Genomic DNA, 17480 nt, shown 5'->3' with positions numbered 1-17480 from the left:
GCGAGGCTTACAGTCTAACCATTCGCATGCGTATGTTGCACCCCGCGGGCGGCCGGTCAGTAGCCGCCGTCGATCACATAGCCGTCGCGGCCATTGGCCTTGGCCTGGTACAGCGCGGTGTCGGCGCCTTCAACGAAGTGATGTGGCTGCAGTTCGCCGTCCGGCACACGGGTGAACACACCGATGGTGAGCGTGACCCGCGCGCTGCTGCCATCGCCAGGCGCCGGCAACGCGTGCACGCCGGCGATCAGGTCGTCGATGACCTGGCGCGCGCCCTCGGCCGGGGTGTCGGGCAGCACCAGCGCGAATTCATCGCCGCCATAGCGTGCGGCCATGTCGCGTGGGCGCCGTGCATGCGCGGCGATCAGCCGGGCCACGTCGCACAGTACGCGGTCGCCGGCCTGGTGGCCGTGGCGATCGTTGTGATGCTTGAAGTGGTCGACATCGATCAGTGCCAGACTCAGGGGCTTGCCATTGCGCCGGGCAGCGTCGCACTCCTGCTGCAGCGACTGCTCGAAGCGCAGGCGATTGCCGAGGCCGGTCAGCGCATCGCGGTTGGCCTGGCGGTGCCAGGCCGAGACCCGCCAGATGGCCCATGCCAGCAGCACCAGCGCGACGCCGAGCAGGGCCGTGGCCGGTGCCCACCACAGGTTGCAGGCCCGCAGCAGCAGCCAGCTCAGCAACGGGGCGGCCGGCAGCGAGGCCAGTGCCGCCAGCCAGGGCAGGCGAAGGCCGAGCAGGATCACGCACAGGGCAACCAGCACGCCACTGATGGCGTGCTGCCAGAACCGGGGCAGCACGTTGATCTGCTTGTGCTGCAGCAGCATCGAGGCGATGTTGGCCTGGTACTCGCTGCCGCTCATCCAGAATTCGCGGGTGGTCGGCGTCAACAGGCGCGGTGCGATGCCGCTGGCGGTCATGCCGACGACGATGCGCCGCCCGTGCAGCATCGCCATGTCGACGTGGCCATCGAGCACGTCGGCATAGGAAACCTGCGGCAGCTGCTCGGGTGGCCCGGCGTAACGCACCCGCACGTAGTCGTCGCGCCGCCATTGGTAAGGCGAACCCACGTCCGGGTCGGGGTCGGGCAGGCCGCGCACCGCTGCCGGCGGCAGGCCGGTCAGGGCCAGGCCCAGCGCCGGCCAGTGCGCCTGGCCGATACCGGCATGCAGGTACACACCGCGGGCGACGCCGTCACTGTCCACCTCCACGTCGGTATGGCCGATGGCCGCAGCACTCGCGGCGATCTGCGGCACCGGCAGCATCTCCTCGGCCATGCGGTCACCGGCCGCAGGCGCGGCCAGCACCGGCAGCACGACCCGGCCGTTGCGGCGGATGGCCGTGGCCAGAGCTTCGTCCTGGCGGCTGTCGCGGCGGTCCGGCTCGGACAGCATCAGGTCCAGCGCCACCCGCTCGGCGCCGGCATCGGTCAGGCGATCCAGCAACCGCGCATGCACCGAACGCGGCCACGGCCATTGCCCGATGCGCTGCAGGCTGCCTTCGTCGATGGCCACGATCAGGATGCTGGGATCGGGACGATAGTCCCAGCTGCCGACCATCGCGTCATAGACGGCCTCGTCCTGTCGCCACAGCCACTGGCCCTGGCTGGCCAGCAGGGTCAGTATCGCGGCCAGCACCGCAAGCAGGAGCCGCTTCGGCCACGGCAGCGGCGAGCGCCTCACAACAGCAACCACAGCAGCAGCGCACCGCCACCGGCGCCATAGCAGAGGCGGCACGGCAACGCGATCTGCTGCGCCGGTGAGAATTCACCGGCATGGCCGTCATCGTCGATGTACTGCACGCGTACGTGCAGGGTGCCGTGCCAGGGGCGCTTGAAGCTGACCTGCGGCTCGGCCACGGTCTCGTCGACCAGCGGCGCCTTGAAGTCACCGTGGCGATCGACCTGCACCCGGTAGCGCTGGCCCTCGCTGCCCGCCTGCCAGCGCAGGGTGAGTTCACCGTGCGCCGCTTCGGGCGGCTGCAGGGCCGGATCGACCGGCTCGTTGCTCAGCTGCAGGGGCAGCGCCTGGCCGTAGCGGCCCTGGTGGCCATTGCCATCGCGTGAAGCAACGCGCCAGAAATACTGGCCGGGCGGCAGCGGCTGGGCCAGGCGCAGATCGGTGCCATTGGTGGCCTGTTCCTGCAGTGGCTGCAGGAACACGGGATCGGCGGCGATCTGCAGCACGCTGCTGCGCGCGCCAGGCGCCTGGCTCCAACGGAAGCGCGGGCGGTCGCTGTTGATCGTCTGCCCATGCAGGGGCGCCACGGTCAACGGCGGCGGAGGCTGGTCGCCGAGCTCGAAATCTGCGCTGGCGTCGAGGCCTTCCACGCCCTGTGCGTCCACCGCGCGCAGCAGGACGCGCAGCTTGCCTGGCGGCAAGTCAGCGATGGCCAGGCGGGTATCGGTGGTGGTGGCGGCGAACAGCAGGATGTCCGGCAGGGCCGCCTGCACCACCTCCACCCGGTAGTGGGTGGCGCCGGCCACCGGCGCCCACGCCAGCACGGTCGGCAGCGGTGCCAGGCGCAGTTCGTCGTTGCGCAGCTGCGGTGCAGGCAGCAGCACGGAGGCCGCTTCCGGTGCGCTGTCGGCGCTGCTGCTGCGGCTGGCCTGACCAGGCCGGACCAGGCGCTGGCCATGGGTGTTGCCGACCTGCACCTTGCCCTGCAGTACTTCGGTGGCCGCGATATGGCCGGTATCGCCCGCGCTGACGCGGAACACGGTGCCGCGCACGCTGCTGGTCGCGGTCGGCGCATCGATGATGTAGCGCGACGCGGGGCCGCGGGCGGGTGTCACGCGGTTGCTGGCGCGCCCCTGCTGCAGGCGCACGCGGGTGTCGACCATGCCGGTGTGGCCATAGCGGCTGAGCTGGTCCAGGCGCAGGCGCGAATACTCGCGCAGCTGCAGGCGCGAGGCGTCGGCGAATTCGAGAGTGACGCTGGATTCGCCTTCGGTCTGCACGGTGTCACCGATGTGCAGCTGTTCTCCGGCCTGGAGGGCGCGGGTAGCGCTGCCATCGGCGCCGGACAGTTCGACCCTGCCACGCACGGAGAGCACCCGCGCCGGCGCAGGCTCGGTGCGCAGCCAGCTGATCGGGAAGCGCAGCAGCCGGCCGGGAGGCAGCTGGTAGGGATTGTCGATGCGGTTGTGCTGCTGCAGCTGTTGCCAGGGCACCGAGGGTTTCAGGTAGGCACCGCCGAGATCCCACAGGGTGTCACCGGGACGGACCCGGTAGTTCCAGTCCTGGGCGCCGGCCAGCGCCGGCAGCAGCAGGAGGGCACATAGCAGGGCGCCCTGGAAGCGCATGGCGAACGACAGCGAGCGGACGAAGGTCACGGTTTGCAATCCCGGCAATGCGGGGGTGCAGCTGCAAGACCCCATGGCCCCGACCTCATCCCCCCCGAACGGATCGTGGCGGCCGAACGGCCGCCATCGCGCGCATTATTGCCCGCGTCCAGTGCAGGGATTCTGAACGAACCCGCCTCCCGTTCAGAACAGCAGGGAGGCCATCCGGCGGCGGTACTGGCCGACCAGGTCCTCGTCGGAGATCACATTGAAGGCATCGATCAGGGCCTTGCGCGGCAGTCCTTCCTCGAACGTGCGGTCGATCCGCAGCATTTCCAGGAACTGCGCCAGCGCCGCCTCGTCGTGGCCCGCGAGCAGCAGCTGCACGCCGCGCAGGTGGCGGGCCTTGAGGTCGTTGCCGTCGGCAGCGATGCGCGCGTCCAGCACATCGGCGGCGGGGGCATCCTTCAGCGCGGCGGCGAAGGACAGCCGGGCACGGGCGCGCACGGCGCGGTCGTCGGTGGCGAGATTGGCCGGCAGGCCGTCGATCAGCATGCCCGCTTCGTCCACGCCGCCGATCTGCAGCAGGGCCAGGGCCAGGTCGAGTTTCAGCTCATCCTTGTCCGGCTCGGCGGCGATCTGCGCACGCAGCACGTCCACCTGTGCCTGTGGGTCCAGCGGGGCCTCGTCCTCGGCAGCGCTGTCACCGACGTCGGCGGGCACGATGCCGTGCTGGGCCAGGAACTCGCGCAGCTGGCCTTCCGGAATCGCGCCGGGGAAGCCATCCACCAGCTGGCCGCCCTTGACCAGGAACACGGTCGGTACCGAGCGGATCTGGAAGGCCGCCGCGATCTGCTGTTCCTGGTCGACATCGACCTTGGCCAGCTCGAAGGCACCGTTGTACTCGGCAGCCAGCTTTTCCAGCATCGGGCCGAGGGTCTTGCAGGGTCCGCACCAGGTGGCCCAGAAGTCGACCAGCACCGGCGTCTGCAGCGACTTCTGCAGGACTTCGGCCTCGAAGGTCGCAGTGGTGGCGTCGAATACGTAGGTCGTCTCGGTCATGGGGGAGGCATCGCTTGGCATCTGGAGACCGATTCTATGGTGACGATCGATGCCGGTCTCAACCCTGCCATCACGCACCGCGCCCCCCCGCGCGGTGTTGGCGGGCCCCCAGGCCCGCCAGGCCAGCGCTTATCCGCGCGGCACGCAGTACAGCTCCTGGATGACCCAGCGGCCGGAGCTGACCGGCTGGGTCGCCGAGGCGCGCTTGAAGTACTCGGCCTCGGCTGCCGGCAGGTCGGCGGCGCTGACGCTGCCCATCAGGGTGCCTCCGTTCTGGGTACCGGCGGGGCCGATCTTGGCGTAGCAGTTGAACTCGGCGGCCTGGGCGGTGCCGGCCAGGCCCAGGCTGAGCGCGGCGGCAATGAGTATGCGTTGGATCATGGGGGAACTCCCGACATGGCGGAACTGCCATGCCCCGAGCATCGAGGGGGGGCGTAGCGGCTGGATATCAAATTAATTGGAAATGCGCGGTGCTTGGCGCATCGCGCCGCTGCCGCGACAATGCGCCGGTCGATTTCTTTTCGGGTGATTGCGCACGATGTCCGTGGTCCGGCTTGATCGTTGGGTGGGGCTGTTTGCCGCCGCCGTGTTCGTGCTGGCGGTAGCCGGCTTTGGTGCGGGCCTGGACGGCTACGCGCAGGCCCGCCACCCGGTGGCACTGCTCGGTGCGCACGGCGTGCCCCATGCGCTGGCCTTCAACCTGCTCGGCTTCGTACTGCCGGGCCTGCTGGCGGCACTGGTGGCGGAGTGCCTGCGGCGGCGGCTTGCGGCCACGGCCGGCTGGGCGCCGCGGGTGGGCAGCCAGATGCTGCTGCTGGCGGGGCTGGCGTTTGCCGCGATGGGCCTGCTGCCGCTGGATGTGGACGACCTGCACGGTCCGGCCAGCCAGCTGCACGCCAGCGCCTGGATGATCTGGGTGCTGGGCTTCGTCGCGGGTACCCTGCTGCTGGGCATCGCGCAGCTGCGCCAGGCGCACGCTCGCGCCGCGGGCGCGCTGGCGGTGGCCTGCGGCGCAGTTGCCGCGCTGGCGGCCTTTGCCCTGCAGGGGGTGATGCCGGCGCCGCTGGCGCAGCGGCTGGCGTTTGCCTGCTGGGCGGCCTGGCTGGCATTGGCCCTGCCGCTGTCGCGGCCGCGCTGAGACAGGCTTCGGGCACTGTCGGCGGCGGCGGCGGTCGGCAGGCAGGATTGGAGACGTTTGCCGCACTGCGGTACGCTGTACCGCTTTGCCGCCGCATCCGCGTGTTCCATGACCAGCGCTGAAACCAACGCCTACGACCCGCAGCAGGTTGAATCCGCCGCCCAGCAGTACTGGGACGCCACCCGTGCCTTCGAAGTCGACGAGACTTCGGACAAGCCGAAGTACTACTGCCTGTCGATGCTTCCGTACCCGTCCGGTGCGCTGCACATGGGCCACGTGCGCAACTACACCATTGGCGACGTGATCAGCCGCTACAAGCGCATGACCGGCCACAATGTGCTGCAGCCGATGGGCTGGGACGCGTTCGGCCTGCCGGCGGAGAACGCCGCGATCAAGAACAAGACCGCGCCGGCGGCGTGGACCTACAAGAACATCGACCACATGCGCAGCCAGCTGCAGTCGCTGGGCTATGCGATCGACTGGTCGCGCGAGTTCGCCACCTGCCGCCCGGACTACTACGTCCACGAGCAGCGCATGTTCACCCGGCTGATGCGCAAGGGCCTGGCCTACCGCCGCAACGCGGTGGTGAACTGGGACCCGGTCGACCAGACCGTGCTGGCCAACGAGCAGGTCATCGACGGCCGCGGCTGGCGCTCCGGCGCGCTGGTCGAGAAGCGCGAGATTCCGCAGTGGTTCCTGCGCATCACCGACTATGCCCAGGAACTGCTGGATGGCCTGGATGAGCTGGAGGGCTGGCCGGAATCGGTCAAGACCATGCAGCGCAACTGGATCGGCCGGTCCGAAGGGCTGGAAATCCAGTTCGACGTGCGTGACGTCGATGGCGCCGTGCTGGACCCGCTGCGCGTGTTCACCACCCGTCCGGACACCGTGATGGGCGTGACCTTCGTGTCGATCGCCGCCGAGCACCCGCTGGCGCTGCACGCCGCCCGGAACAATCCGGAGCTGGCTGCGATGCTGGCCGACCTGAAGCAGGGCGGCGTGTCCGAGGCTGAACTGGAAACCCAGGAAAAGCGCGGCATGGACACCGGCCTGCGCGCGCTGCACCCGGTCACCGGCGAGCCGGTGCCGGTCTGGGTCGCCAACTTCGTGCTGATGGGCTATGGCACCGGTGCGGTGATGGCCGTTCCGGGCCATGACCAGCGTGACAATGAAGTGGCCAACAAGTACGGCCTGCCGATCAAGCAGGTGATCGCGCTGAAGGATGCGCGCAGCGACGAGGAACGCAGCTGGGACGGCAGCCGCTGGCAGGACTGGTACAGCGACAAGAGCCGTGCCTTCGAGCTGGTCAACTCGGCCGAGTTCGACGGCCTGGACTTCCAGGGCGCCTTCGAAGCCCTGGCCGAACGTTTCGAGCGCAAGGCCCAGGGCCAGCGCCGCGTCAACTACCGCCTGCGCGATTGGGGCGTGAGCCGCCAGCGCTACTGGGGTTGCCCGATTCCGGTGATCTACTGCGACAAGTGCGGTGCGGTGCCGGTGCCGGAAGAACAGCTGCCGGTGGTGCTGCCGGAGGACGTGGCCTTCTCGGGCACCGGTTCGCCGATCAAGACCGATCCGGAATGGCGCAAGACCACCTGCCCGGAGTGTGGCGGCGCGGCCGAACGCGAGACCGACACCTTCGACACCTTCATGGAGTCGAGCTGGTACTACGCCCGCTACACCTCGCCGGGCGCACGTGATGCCGTCGACAAGCGCGGCAACTACTGGCTGCCGGTCGACCAGTACATCGGTGGCATCGAGCACGCGATCCTGCACCTGATGTATTTCCGCTTCTACCACAAGCTGCTGCGCGACGCGCGGATGGTGGACAGCAACGAGCCGGCGCGCAACCTGCTGTGCCAGGGCATGGTGATCGCCGAGACCTATTACCGCCCGAACCCGGACGGCTCGAAGGACTGGATCAACCCGGCCGATGTGGAAGTGCAGCGTGACGAGCGCGGCCGCATCACCGGTGCGACCCTGATCGCCGACGGCCAGCCGGTGGTGGTTGGTGGCACCGAGAAGATGTCCAAGTCGAAGAACAACGGCGTGGACCCGCAGGCGATGGTCGGCAAGTACGGCGCCGACACCGTGCGCCTGTTCTCGATGTTCGCCGCACCGCCGGAACAGTCGCTGGAGTGGAACGAGGCCGGCGTGGATGGCATGGCCCGCTTCCTGCGCCGTTTGTGGGCGCAGGTGCAGAAGCACGCGGCCGACGGTGCCGCCCCGGCACTGGATACGAGCGCGCTGGATGCCAACCAGAAGGCGCTGCGCCGCAAGACCCACGAGACCATCGGCAAGGTCGGCGACGACTATGGCCGCCGCCACAGCTTCAACACCGCCATCGCCGCGGTGATGGAACTGATGAACGCGCTGGCCAAGTTCGACGATGGCAGCGAGCAGGGGCGCGCCGTGCGCCAGGAAGCGCTGCAGGCGATCGTGCTGTTGCTGAATCCGATCACCCCGCATGCCAGCCACGCGTTGTGGCAGGTGCTGGGCCACGGCGAGACGCTGCTGGAAGACCAGCCGTTCCCGCAGGCCGACGCCGGTGCGCTGGTGCGCGATGCGCTGACCCTGGCCGTGCAGGTCAACGGCAAGCTGCGCGGGACCATCGAAGTGGCCGCCGACGCCGCGCGCGAGCAGGTCGAGGCGCTGGCCCTGGCCGAGCCGAACGCCGCCAAGTTCATGGAGGGCCTGACGGTGCGCAAGATCATCATCGTCCCGGGCAAGATCGTGAACATCGTCGCCGCCTGATGTACCCCGCACCGGCCGCCCATGCGGCGGCCGGTGCCATTCCGATGCAGGGCCACGCGCTTGATGGCCCTGCATTCACGCGGCTTCGGGCAGGCTGTGTGTTGCCGTGATCGCCCGGCTCCGCCAGACTGTCTCCATGACCCGAATCCTGCTTGCCCTCGTTCTTGCCCTCGGCCTCGCCGGCTGCGGTTTCCATCTGCGCAACAAGCTGATGCTGCCGACCGATACGGCGCCGGTGAAGGTGGTCTCGACCGCGCCGTACAGTGAGCTGGTGAAGCTGCTCAACCGCAGCCTGCTGGCGTCAGGTGCCAAGCTGGCAGACGAGGACAGCAAGCAGCCCAGCACCCAGTTGCAGGTGCTGTCCGAACGCTGGGGCGACCTGCCGATCGCCATCGACTCGCAGGGCCGTGCGCAGGAATACAGCCTGCGCTATGCGGTGATCTTCATCTTCCGTCGCGAGGATGGCAGCGAGCTGGTGCCGCAGCAGGTGATCGAGCTGTCGCGCGACTACGTGTCGCCGCCGACCGACGCCACCGGTACCACCACCGAACGTGAAATCCTGGCCACTGAACTGCGCCGGGAAATGTCCGCTTCGATCATCCGCCGCATCGACAGCGTGGTCCGTGCCGAGATCGAGCGGGGCGGCAGCCTGTCGGCACCGAAGGCCAAGCCGGTCGAAGGCGCGGTACCGGCCGGGCCGGCTGCTGCAGGCAAGCACTGAGCCGCGGCGATGGAACTGCGTCCGGAGCAGCTGGCCAGCCAGGGCGCTGATACCGCGCTGGCGCCGGTCTATCTGATTGCCGGCCCGGAAACGCTGCGCGTGCTGGAGGCGGCCGACGCCATCCGCGCGCGTGCACGCGCCAGCGGCATCGGCGAGCGTGAAGTCTTCGACGCCGATGGCCGCGATTTCGACTGGAACCAGCTCGACGCCAGTTTCAACGCGCCCAGCCTGTTCAGTGCCCGCCGCCTGGTCGAGGTGCGCCTGCCCAGCGGCAAGCCGGGCAAGGACGGTGCCGAGGTGATCAGCCAGTTCTGCGCCAACCCGGCGCCGGACGTGGTGCTGATGATCACCGCCAACGAATGGAGCAAGGCCCACCAGGGCAAGTGGGCCGAGGCGGTCAACCGCATCGGCGTGCTGTCGGTGGCCTGGGCGATCAAGCCGCACGAGCTGCCGGACTGGATCGAGCGCCGCCTGCGCGGCAAGGGCCTGCGCGCCGACCCGGCAGCGGTGCAGCGCCTGGCCGAACGGGTGGAAGGCAACCTGCTGGCCGCCGCCCAGGAGATCGACAAGCTGGCGCTGCTGGCCGATGGCCAGCCGCTGGATGTGGAACGGATGGAATCGCTGGTGGCCGACGCCGCACGCTATGACGTGTTCCGGCTGGTGGAGGCGACCTTCTCCGGCCAGCCGCCTGCGGTGCTGCGCATGCTGGCCGGCCTGCGTGGCGAAGGCGAGGCCGTGGCCGCGCTGATGCCGATCGTGATCCGCGAGCTGCTGGCCGGTGCCGGCCTGGCCCGGGTACAGGCGCGGGGCGGCAACCTGGCCGCCGAGATGAAATCGCGCGGCATCTGGGAGTCGCGGCAGGCGCCGTACAAGCGCGCACTGCAGCGGCATCCGGAAGGCAAGCGCTGGGAGCGTTTCGTCGCCGAAGCCGGACTGGTCGACCGCATTGCCAAGGGACGCGCCGACGGCGATGCCTGGCTGGCGCTGGAGCGCCTGCTGGTGGCGGTGGCAGAGCCGCGTGCCGTGCGCCTGCTGGCGCGGGCCTGATCAATGAGCCTGCGGATCTATTACGGGGGCACCTTCGATCCGGTGCACCTCGGTCACCTGGCGATCGCGCGCGCCGCCCGTGACGAACTGCAGGTGGCGGTGCGCATGCTGCCGGCCGCCGATCCACCGCACCGTGCCGTGCCGGGCGCCACCGCCGAACAGCGCTGCACGATGCTGTCGCTGGCGATCGGCGACGAGCCCGGGCTGCTGCTGGACCGGCGCGAGCTGGACCGCGCACTGCGTTTCCCCGGGCGCCCGTCCTATACCGTGGACACCCTGCGCGAGCTGCGCGGCGAACTGGGCCCGAGCCGGCCGCTGGCCTGGCTGGTCGGGGCCGACAGCCTGCTCGGCCTGTCCAGCTGGCACGAATGGGAGGCCCTGTTCGGGCTGGCCCACTTCGTGGTCGCCGAACGGCCGGGCAGCCCGCTGCAGGCCTCGCTCGACGGCGAGCTGGGCCGGGCGCTGGAAGGGCGCTGGGCCGACAACGAGCAGGCTCTGTTCGCCAGTGCGGCCGGGCGCATCCTGCGGCTGCACCACCCGCTGCGCGAGGAATCGGCCAGTGCGGTGCGTTCCCAGATCGCCGCCGGCGGTCCCTGGCGCGCCCTGCTGCCGCCGGCCGTGGCCGACTATGTCGCTGCACACGGGCTGTACCGCCCGGCCACGCCGTGAATGGCGCCGCCGCGCCATCCCCGTATAATCGCCCCCACGTTTATCGAGTCGATCCACTTTGAGCAACCAGACCCAGCCCCAGACCATCAAGGTCGATCTGCCCAGCCCGCCGCCGTCCGTGCCGGAACTGCTGGCCAGCGTCCGCCAAGCCACCGAAGACCTGAAGGCCAAGGACCTGGTCGAGATCGATGTGCGCGGCCGGTCCAGCGTTGCCGATTACCTGGTGATCGTCTCGGGCACCTCGACCCGCCACGTCAAGTCGATCGCCGATGAAGTCGTGCGCTTCGCCAAGAAGATCGACGTGATGCCGCTGGGCGTGGAAGGCGAGCGCGAAGCCGAGTGGGTGCTGGTCGACCTGGGCGACGTGATCGTCCATGTGATGCTGCCGCGCGTGCGTGAGTTCTACGCCCTGGAGCGCCTGTGGACCGTTGGCGACCAGCCGCCGTCCAGCGACGACGAAGTGGCCTGAGCCGCACGTTGATGCATCCCTTCGACGGCGCCGATGGCGCCGTCGACGTTTTGGAGGACCGTTGATGAAAGCCCGCCTGATCGCCACCGGTGAACGCGCGCCCAGCTGGGTTGCGCAGGGCTTTGCCGAATACCAGAAGCGGCTGTCGCACTGGCTGCCATTCGAACTGGTGGAAATCGAGCCCGGCCTGCGCGGCAAGGGCCGCGATCCGCGCCGCGCCACCGAAGACGAAGGCAAGCGGGTGATCGCGGCGCTGCCGAAGAATGCCTATGTGGTGGCGCTGGATGTGCCGGGCCGCCAGCTCAGTTCCGAACAGCTGGCGCAGCGGCTGGAGCATTGGCGCGGGCAGGGCAGGGACCTGGCATTCCTGATCGGTGGCCCGGAAGGGCATTCGCCGGACGTTTCCGCGCTGGCCGACGAAAAGTGGTCGATCGGACCGCTGACGTTGCCGCACATGCTGGTGCGGCTGGTGGTAGCGGAGCAGCTGTATCGGGCTGCCGCAATGATTGCGAATCACCCCTACCATCGCGCGTGAAGAGTGGTTATACTAGTCGTCTGCCCGAATAGCTCAGCCGGTTAGAGCACTTGACTGTTAATCAGGGGGTCGTTGGTTCGAGTCCAACTTCGGGCGCCACCTTGAAGAGACCTGCATCGCAAGATGCAGGTCTTTTTTTTGCGCCTGTTGTAGCGCCGAGCCCACGCTCGGCTGCATCCTCGAAGCCGAGCATGGGCTTGGCTCTACAATCTGCTGCTTCAACCGTGGATGCCGATCATGCGTGCGCTCCTGTCCTCGGGCTTCCTGCTGCTTGCGCTGTTGCCGTTCGCTGCAGCAGAGGCTGCACCGTCCACCTGGCATCCGGGCCAGGGCGCTACGCAGATGCCGTTGTGGCCCGAAGGCAGGGGAATGGCGCCGCCAAAGCTGAAAGGCCCCGAGCAGGTCGGTGAAGTGACCTCCACGGCCAGTGGCGAACACTGGATGATGCTGCAGAACGTCGCGGTGCCGACCCTCACCGTGTATCCGGCGCAGGGCAGCGCCAATGGCACTGCGGTGATGGTGGTGCCCGGCGGCGGTTACAACGTACTGGCGATCGACCTGGAAGGCAGCGAAATCTGTGACTGGCTGGTCGCGCAGGGCATTACCTGCGCGCTGTTGAAGTACCGCGTGCCCGCGTCCGGTCCGAACTGGGACCGCGAGTGCAACTGCCGCGACATTCCAGCGGTACCGATGGCGCTGCAGGATGCACAGCGCGCGATGGGGCAGCTGCGTGCGCAGGCGGAACGCTGGCGGATCGACCCTGCGCGGGTGGGCGTGATCGGCTTTTCCGCGGGCGGACATGTGGTGGCGGGTTTGAGCACGCATGCGCGGCGCAGCTATGCAGCGGTCGATGCGGCGGACCTGCAGCCGAGCCGGCCCGATTTCGCGATGGTGATGTATTCCGGGCACCTGTGGGCTGGGCACGGGAAAGGACTGTCGCTGGTCAAGGACATCGTCGTGGATGAGGCGGTGCCGCCGACCTTCATCGCACAGGCCACGGATGACCCGACCGACGACGTACGCGAATCACTGGCCTACTACCAGGCCTTGATCGATGCTGGCGTGCCAGTGGAGATGCACCTGTTCGCCCGTGGCGGCCATGCGTTCGGGCTGCGCATGAGGGATGCGCCGGTCGCGGTGTGGCCCCGGCTTGCCGAACGCTGGATGCAGGACATCGGCATGCTGCCGACGCCTTGAACTGCGGTTGCAGGCCCGCCCCGCACCCGGTCGGGAGCACCGCGCCTGCTGTAGAGCCGAGCCTACGCTCGGCTGGCTGCACTTGACCCTACAGCGTGAGATCGCCCTTCGAGAACGCCACCAGCGTGGCGATCGCCACCGCCAGGATCGTGCCGAACAGGACCCATTCCCAGCGCGTGAACACCCGCTCGCCGCGCTGCCGCCGGGTCAGCGCGAACAGCACTACGCCGGGCACATACAGCAGCACCGACAGCAGCAGGTTGTCGAGGCCGCCGGCGTATACCAGCCACAAGGCATAGGCGCTGGCCAACAGCGAGACAGCGAAATCGCGCCAGCGTGCGCCCGGTGCATCCGCATACGCGTGCCCGCGCCAGGCCAGTTGCACGCCGAAGGCGGTGGACAGGAAGTAGGGCACCAGGCTCATCGAGGCCGCCAGCAGCACCAGGCCGGTGTAGCTGCCGGCGTTGACCAGCACCAGCAGCAGGAACAGCTGGATCAGGCCATTGCTCAGCCACAGCGCGTTGGCGGGCACGCCGCGCGCATTCTCGCGGCCCAGGAACGCCGGCATGGTGCCGTCACCCGCGGCGGCGTAGAGCACTTCGGCACACAGCAGCACCCAGGCCAGCAGCGCACCAAGCACGGAAATGATGGAGCCGATGATGATCACCGTCGCGCCCCATTCGCCGACGATGGCGCGCAGCACATAGGCCATCGATGGATTGGGCAGCCCAGCCAGTTCGGCCTGCGACAGCACGCCCATCGACAGCAGGCTGACCAGCACCAGCAGCAACCAGACACCCACAAAACCGATCACGGTGGCGCGGCCGACATCGGCGCGGCGCGCGGCACGCCGCGAGTAGATGCTGGCCCCTTCGATGCCGATGAAGACCCACACGGTGACCAGCATCATGCCGCGCAGCTGCTGGCCGAGGTCGCCGAGCGCGGGCGTGCCGAGGAAATCGGCACGGAACACCTCCATGCGGAATGCAGCGGCGGCCAGGATCAGGAACAGCGCGATCGGCAGCAGCTTGGCCACCGTCACCAGGCCGTTGACGATGGCCGCGGTGCGCAGGCCACGCAGCACCAGCAGGTGCACGGTCCACAGCAGCAGTGATGAAGCGGCGACGGCGGCGGCAGTATTGCCTTCGCCGAACACCGGCATGAAATGTCCGAGTCCACTGAAGATCAGCACGAAGAAGCTGGCGTTGCCGAGTACCGAGGCGACCCAGTAGCCCCACGCGGCGGAGAAGCCGATGTAGTTGCCGAACCCCTCGCGCGCATAGGCGTAGATGCCGGTATCAAGGTCGGGCCGGCGGTTGGCCAGCGCCTGGAACACGAAGGCCAGCATCAGCATGCCGGCGCCACTCACCGCCCAGCCGATCAGCGCCGCGGCCGGTCCGGCGCTGCGCGCCACGTTCTGTGGCAAGGAAAAGATGCCGGCACCGACCATCGAGCCGACCACCAGAGCGGTCAACGCGGGCAAGCCCAGGCGTTGCGATGTCGCAGCCATGCAGATCCCCTGCGGCGGTGATGCCGCGTGCACACGGTAGCGGTGGCTCCGTGAACATGCCTGCAAGGCGTGCAACGACGAAGGCCCGGGCAGATGCCCGGGCCTTCGAAGCTACCGCGTCTAACGGTAAGGCCTGTATTACTTGAAGGTGTACTTCGCGCCGACGGTGAAGTAGCGGCCGATGGCGCCGCTGAAGTGCATCGGGTTGTAGTTCACGCCGCCATAGGTCAGCGGATCCAGCGGAGCGATGCGATCGAACACGTTCTCGACCGAGGCGCTCAGTTCAAACTCGTCGGTGACCGCCCAACGACCCGAAAGGTCGAAGGTGGTGAACGAGGAGATCTTCTTGACCGGCGTACCGTCGAAATAGAAGAACTGGTACTTGCCGCCGCGCTTGTCGGTGTTGTCCATGCTGGAGATGTAGTTGGCAACGCCACTCACGCTCCACGGGCCCTGCTTCCAGGTGGTGCCGAAGTTGATGCGATCCTTCGGCGTACCGATGCAGTTGGTCACGTCGCAGTTGCCGTGCGTGCCCAGGAAGTCATCGGTGCTGCCACCGCTGGTGCGCTCGAACTTCAGCAGGTGACTCCACTGCAGGTCCATCTCCAGCTGGCCCGGGCCAATGTCGAAGGTCTGGCGGATGTCGGTGTCGATACCGCGAACGCGCGAGGAGCTGGCGTTGATGTAGGCGGTGTTGACGGCCAGGATGCTGCCGGTGCCGGCGACGCCGTTGAGCAGGTTGTTGTCGCGCAGGACGTTGCCGGCACGGATCGCATCATCGGTGTCACCCTGGGCGATCTCGTTGGTGCGCTTGATTTCCCAGGCATCGACCGTCAGCGAAGTGGAGCGGGTCGGCTGCAGCACGATGCCCACCGAGTAGCTCTTCGACTCTTCCGGCTTCAGGTCCTTGTTCGGACGGGTGATGATCGCAACCGACTGCGAACCGCAGTCGTCCGGCGAAGCGCCCGGTGCCGGGGTTTCACCGCCAGGGCAGCGGATCGGATCCGAGGCGGTGGAGAAGGCGGCCAGGCCACCGTCGCCGTTCTCGGCCGGGTTCGGGGCGCGGAAGCCTTCGGCGTAGCTGGCGCGCAGCGCGATCCAGTCGGCCGGGGTCCACTTCACGCCCAGCTTCGGCGTGGCCTTGCCTTCACCGCTCTCGTACTTGTCGTAGCGCAGTGCGGCGGACAGTTCCAGCTGTTCCAGCACCGGGGCGGACAGTTCGACGTAGCCGGCATACACGTTCTGCGTGCCGTCGTAGGCCGAGTAGCCCAGGCCGATGATGTCGCCCGTATCCGTATAGGTCTGCGGGGTCAGGCTGTTGCTGGTCTTGCGCCATTCGGTACCGATCGCCAGGCCCAGCGGACCGCCCTTCAGATCCATCAGGCTGCGCGACACGGTGAAGTCGAACATGTCCAGGCTGGACTTGGCGCGTGCGCTGATCTTCGGCGAGATGTAGTCGTACAACGCCTTGGAGTTCAGGTTGGCATTGTCACCGATGCGCCACACGCCACCGGCGCAGTTCGCGTCGCCCAGCGCGCACTTCACCGCGCTGTAGCGCAGGAAGCCGGTGCGCTCGTTGACCAGGTCGGTGCCCGAATGCAGGTAGGCGGTGTCGTAGCTCCAGTCGCCCCAGTTGCCCTTGACGCCGACCAGGAAGCGGTTGAACTCGTTGGTGTTGTCGGTCACGCGCGGGCCGACATCCCAGGCGCTGTAGCGCAGGCGCAGCGGGCCGTTGCCCAGGCCGGCAGGCCGGTCAGGATGATTCGGGCCGAGCACCACGGCACCGTCGCCGCTGTTGGCGTTGACCGGGCCACCCGGGTAGCCCCAGCCACCGGAAACACCGGACGGCGTGTTGCTGAAGGTGGTTTCCTTCTTCGAGTAGCCGATCTCGGTATAGATCTCGCCGCCCTCGCCGAAGGCGAAGCTGGCACGTCCGAACACGTTGACGTACTTCTCTTCCGGCGAAATGTCGCGGTACAGCTGCGCCGGATCCCACAGGCAGCCCTGCGCGGCCACCGAAGCATCGGTCTGGCCACCGATGGTGGTCAGGCCCTGGCAGCCCGGCAGCGGTACCAGCGTCGCCGGATTGGTGTCGGTGACATTGCGGTCGTCATACACCGAACCGTTCGGTCCGACACCGCCACGGGTCCTGCCGCTGAGGAAGGCGCCGCCCAGGAACTGCGCATTGTTGCCGTAGCCCCACTGGCGGGTGTCGCCGGTGCCGATCCACTTGCGGTTCTTGCGGTCGCTGATCTTGATCGCGTCGCTCTTGCCGACGTCCAGGCTGAAGAAGGCGTTCCAGCCGTCGGTGGCCATGTCGCCGGTACCGGCGGTCAGGGTCGCCTTGCGGGTATCGCCGTCGCCGTCGCCGGAAACGCCATAGGAGCCACGCAGGATGGCGCCCTGGAAATCGCTGCGCAGGATGATGTTGACCACGCCGGCGATGGCATCGGAGCCGTAGATCGCCGAGGCGCCGTCCTTCAGCACTTCCACGCGTTCAACGGCGTCGAGCGGAATGGTGCTCAGGTCGGTGAAGACCTTCTGGCCATCGTCGGCCAGGCCATAGGTCGCCATGCGGCGGCCGTTCAACAGCACCAGCGTCGAGCCCGCGCCAAGGCCGCGCAGCGAGATGCCGGCGCCACCGCCGGCGAAGCCGTTGCCGAAGGACTTGGGAATCGAACCGGCACCGTTGGCGGTGATGGTCTGCAGGTATTCGGCAACCGTGGTCTTGCCGGTGCGGTCGATTTCCTGGCGGGTCACCACCTGCACCGGCGAAGGCGTTTCGGTGTTGGTACGCGGAATGTTCGAACCGGTGACCGTGATGCGGTCCAGGTTGGTGGCCTTTTCCTGCGCGAAGGCGGAGGTGGAAGCCACGGCGCCAACCAGCAGCAGGGTGCCGCCGGTAAGGATATGGGTGATGGACGATGCCAGGGTGGTGCGGCGGCGGCTGGCGGGCCGTTGGATCAGGTGTTTCACAGCTTCTCTCCTAACTGGAAAACCGTAGCGTTGAGGGCTGTCTCCGGAGCGTCCGGGACGGGCCAATCTAGGTTTCCGACGGGTGACGAAGTCGTGAAATTTTGCTTAATCCGTAACGTTTG

Annotated in this window: 14 protein-coding genes and 1 tRNA gene; 9 read left to right on the top strand and 6 right to left on the bottom strand. The window is 68.1% G+C overall.

From position 1 onward, the window contains the following. Positions 1-56 precede the first annotated feature (56 nt). The 4 genes from Q0P60_RS05405 to Q0P60_RS05390 all read right to left on the bottom strand — a co-directional run bounded on the left by Q0P60_RS05405 (position 57) and on the right by Q0P60_RS05390 (position 4726). The gene (locus tag Q0P60_RS05405; protein WP_294989353.1) at positions 57-1682 is read right to left on the bottom strand and encodes a CHASE2 domain-containing protein; all 1626 of its coding nucleotides are present in this window, start codon (positions 1680-1682) and stop codon (positions 57-59) included. Beyond that, complete coding sequence (locus Q0P60_RS05400; protein WP_345780316.1) at positions 1679-3379, bottom strand: FecR domain-containing protein; 1701 nt, start codon at positions 3377-3379, stop codon at positions 1679-1681. The genes Q0P60_RS05405 and Q0P60_RS05400 overlap by 4 nt, the downstream gene beginning before the upstream one ends. 108 nt (positions 3380-3487) lie before the next feature. Beyond that, the gene (trxA, locus tag Q0P60_RS05395) at positions 3488-4345 is read right to left on the bottom strand and encodes a thioredoxin (protein ID WP_294989347.1); all 858 of its coding nucleotides are present in this window, start codon (positions 4343-4345) and stop codon (positions 3488-3490) included. A gap of 129 nt (positions 4346-4474) precedes the next feature. Then, positions 4475-4726, bottom strand: coding sequence for a hypothetical protein (locus Q0P60_RS05390; RefSeq protein ID WP_294989344.1), 252 nt, complete (start codon positions 4724-4726; stop codon positions 4475-4477). A 157-nt stretch (positions 4727-4883) separates the two neighbouring features. Between Q0P60_RS05390 and Q0P60_RS05385 the strand changes: the two genes are divergently transcribed. The 9 genes from Q0P60_RS05385 (at position 4884) to Q0P60_RS05345 (ending at position 12872) form a co-directional block, all read left to right on the top strand. After that, positions 4884-5483 (top strand): DUF998 domain-containing protein, encoded by a 600-nt coding sequence (locus Q0P60_RS05385; RefSeq protein ID WP_294989341.1) that lies wholly within the window; start codon positions 4884-4886, stop codon positions 5481-5483. Between the two features lie 108 nt (positions 5484-5591). Beyond that, positions 5592-8234, top strand: coding sequence for a leucine--tRNA ligase (gene leuS / locus Q0P60_RS05380; protein WP_294989338.1), 2643 nt, complete (start codon positions 5592-5594; stop codon positions 8232-8234). Positions 8235-8370: 136 nt separating this feature from the next. Continuing rightward, positions 8371-8955 carry an LPS assembly lipoprotein LptE gene (gene lptE / locus Q0P60_RS05375; RefSeq protein ID WP_294989335.1) on the top strand — a complete coding sequence of 195 codons (585 nt, stop codon included), beginning with the start codon at positions 8371-8373 and terminating at the stop codon, positions 8953-8955. Positions 8956-8964: 9 nt separating this feature from the next. Further along, positions 8965-10002, top strand: a complete 1038-nt coding sequence (holA, locus tag Q0P60_RS05370; RefSeq protein WP_294989332.1) for a DNA polymerase III subunit delta — start codon at positions 8965-8967, stop codon at positions 10000-10002. Positions 10003-10005: 3 nt separating this feature from the next. Next, a complete protein-coding gene (gene nadD, locus Q0P60_RS05365) occupies positions 10006-10671 on the top strand; it encodes a nicotinate-nucleotide adenylyltransferase (protein WP_294989329.1) in 666 nt (221 codons plus the stop codon). Between the two features lie 58 nt (positions 10672-10729). Then, positions 10730-11140 carry a ribosome silencing factor gene (rsfS, locus tag Q0P60_RS05360; protein ID WP_053520119.1) on the top strand — a complete coding sequence of 137 codons (411 nt, stop codon included), beginning with the start codon at positions 10730-10732 and terminating at the stop codon, positions 11138-11140. A 64-nt stretch (positions 11141-11204) separates the two neighbouring features. Continuing rightward, on the top strand, positions 11205-11675 hold the full coding sequence (rlmH, locus tag Q0P60_RS05355; protein ID WP_294989324.1) for a 23S rRNA (pseudouridine(1915)-N(3))-methyltransferase RlmH: 471 nt from the start codon (positions 11205-11207) through the stop codon (positions 11673-11675). Positions 11676-11697: 22 nt separating this feature from the next. Further along, positions 11698-11774: transfer RNA gene (locus tag Q0P60_RS05350), tRNA-Asn, on the top strand. Between the two features lie 138 nt (positions 11775-11912). Next, positions 11913-12872 carry an alpha/beta hydrolase gene (locus Q0P60_RS05345; RefSeq protein WP_294989321.1) on the top strand — a complete coding sequence of 320 codons (960 nt, stop codon included), beginning with the start codon at positions 11913-11915 and terminating at the stop codon, positions 12870-12872. Between the two features lie 88 nt (positions 12873-12960). On the opposite strand, the gene Q0P60_RS05340 is transcribed toward Q0P60_RS05345, so the two are convergent. Together Q0P60_RS05340 and Q0P60_RS05335 are read right to left on the bottom strand one after the other, a co-directional pair. Next, entirely contained in the window at positions 12961-14382 is a 1422-nt protein-coding gene (locus Q0P60_RS05340) for a basic amino acid/polyamine antiporter (RefSeq protein ID WP_294989318.1), read from the bottom strand. A 138-nt stretch (positions 14383-14520) separates the two neighbouring features. Continuing rightward, a complete protein-coding gene (locus Q0P60_RS05335) occupies positions 14521-17358 on the bottom strand; it encodes a TonB-dependent receptor (RefSeq protein ID WP_294989315.1) in 2838 nt (945 codons plus the stop codon). Between the last annotated feature and the right edge of the window lie 122 nt (positions 17359-17480).

Source organism: uncultured Stenotrophomonas sp. (assembly GCF_945952405.1).
In the GTDB taxonomy this organism is placed as follows: domain Bacteria; phylum Pseudomonadota; class Gammaproteobacteria; order Xanthomonadales; family Xanthomonadaceae; genus Stenotrophomonas.
Note: the sequence above shows the minus strand (reverse complement) of the source record. Positions and strands in the feature narration are given on the sequence as shown.

What these genes read in the sequence shown, in the direction of transcription:
- Q0P60_RS05385 (WP_294989341.1), top strand. Translation starts at nt 4,884, where the DNA reads ATGTCCGTGGTCCGGCTTGATCGTTGGGTGGGGCTGTTTGCCGCCGCC.
- Q0P60_RS05345 (WP_294989321.1), top strand. Translation starts at nt 11,913, where the DNA reads ATGCGTGCGCTCCTGTCCTCGGGCTTCCTGCTGCTTGCGCTGTTGCCG.
- lptE (WP_294989335.1), top strand. Translation starts at nt 8,371, where the DNA reads ATGACCCGAATCCTGCTTGCCCTCGTTCTTGCCCTCGGCCTCGCCGGC.
- Q0P60_RS05390 (WP_294989344.1), bottom strand. Translation starts at nt 4,726, where the DNA reads ATGATCCAACGCATACTCATTGCCGCCGCGCTCAGCCTGGGCCTGGCC.
- trxA (WP_294989347.1), bottom strand. Translation starts at nt 4,345, where the DNA reads ATGACCGAGACGACCTACGTATTCGACGCCACCACTGCGACCTTCGAG.
- rlmH (WP_294989324.1), top strand. Translation starts at nt 11,205, where the DNA reads ATGAAAGCCCGCCTGATCGCCACCGGTGAACGCGCGCCCAGCTGGGTT.
- holA (WP_294989332.1), top strand. Translation starts at nt 8,965, where the DNA reads ATGGAACTGCGTCCGGAGCAGCTGGCCAGCCAGGGCGCTGATACCGCG.
- Q0P60_RS05400 (WP_345780316.1), bottom strand. Translation starts at nt 3,379, where the DNA reads ATGGGGTCTTGCAGCTGCACCCCCGCATTGCCGGGATTGCAAACCGTG.
- Q0P60_RS05340 (WP_294989318.1), bottom strand. Translation starts at nt 14,382, where the DNA reads ATGGCTGCGACATCGCAACGCCTGGGCTTGCCCGCGTTGACCGCTCTG.
- nadD (WP_294989329.1), top strand. Translation starts at nt 10,006, where the DNA reads ATGAGCCTGCGGATCTATTACGGGGGCACCTTCGATCCGGTGCACCTC.
- leuS (WP_294989338.1), top strand. Translation starts at nt 5,592, where the DNA reads ATGACCAGCGCTGAAACCAACGCCTACGACCCGCAGCAGGTTGAATCC.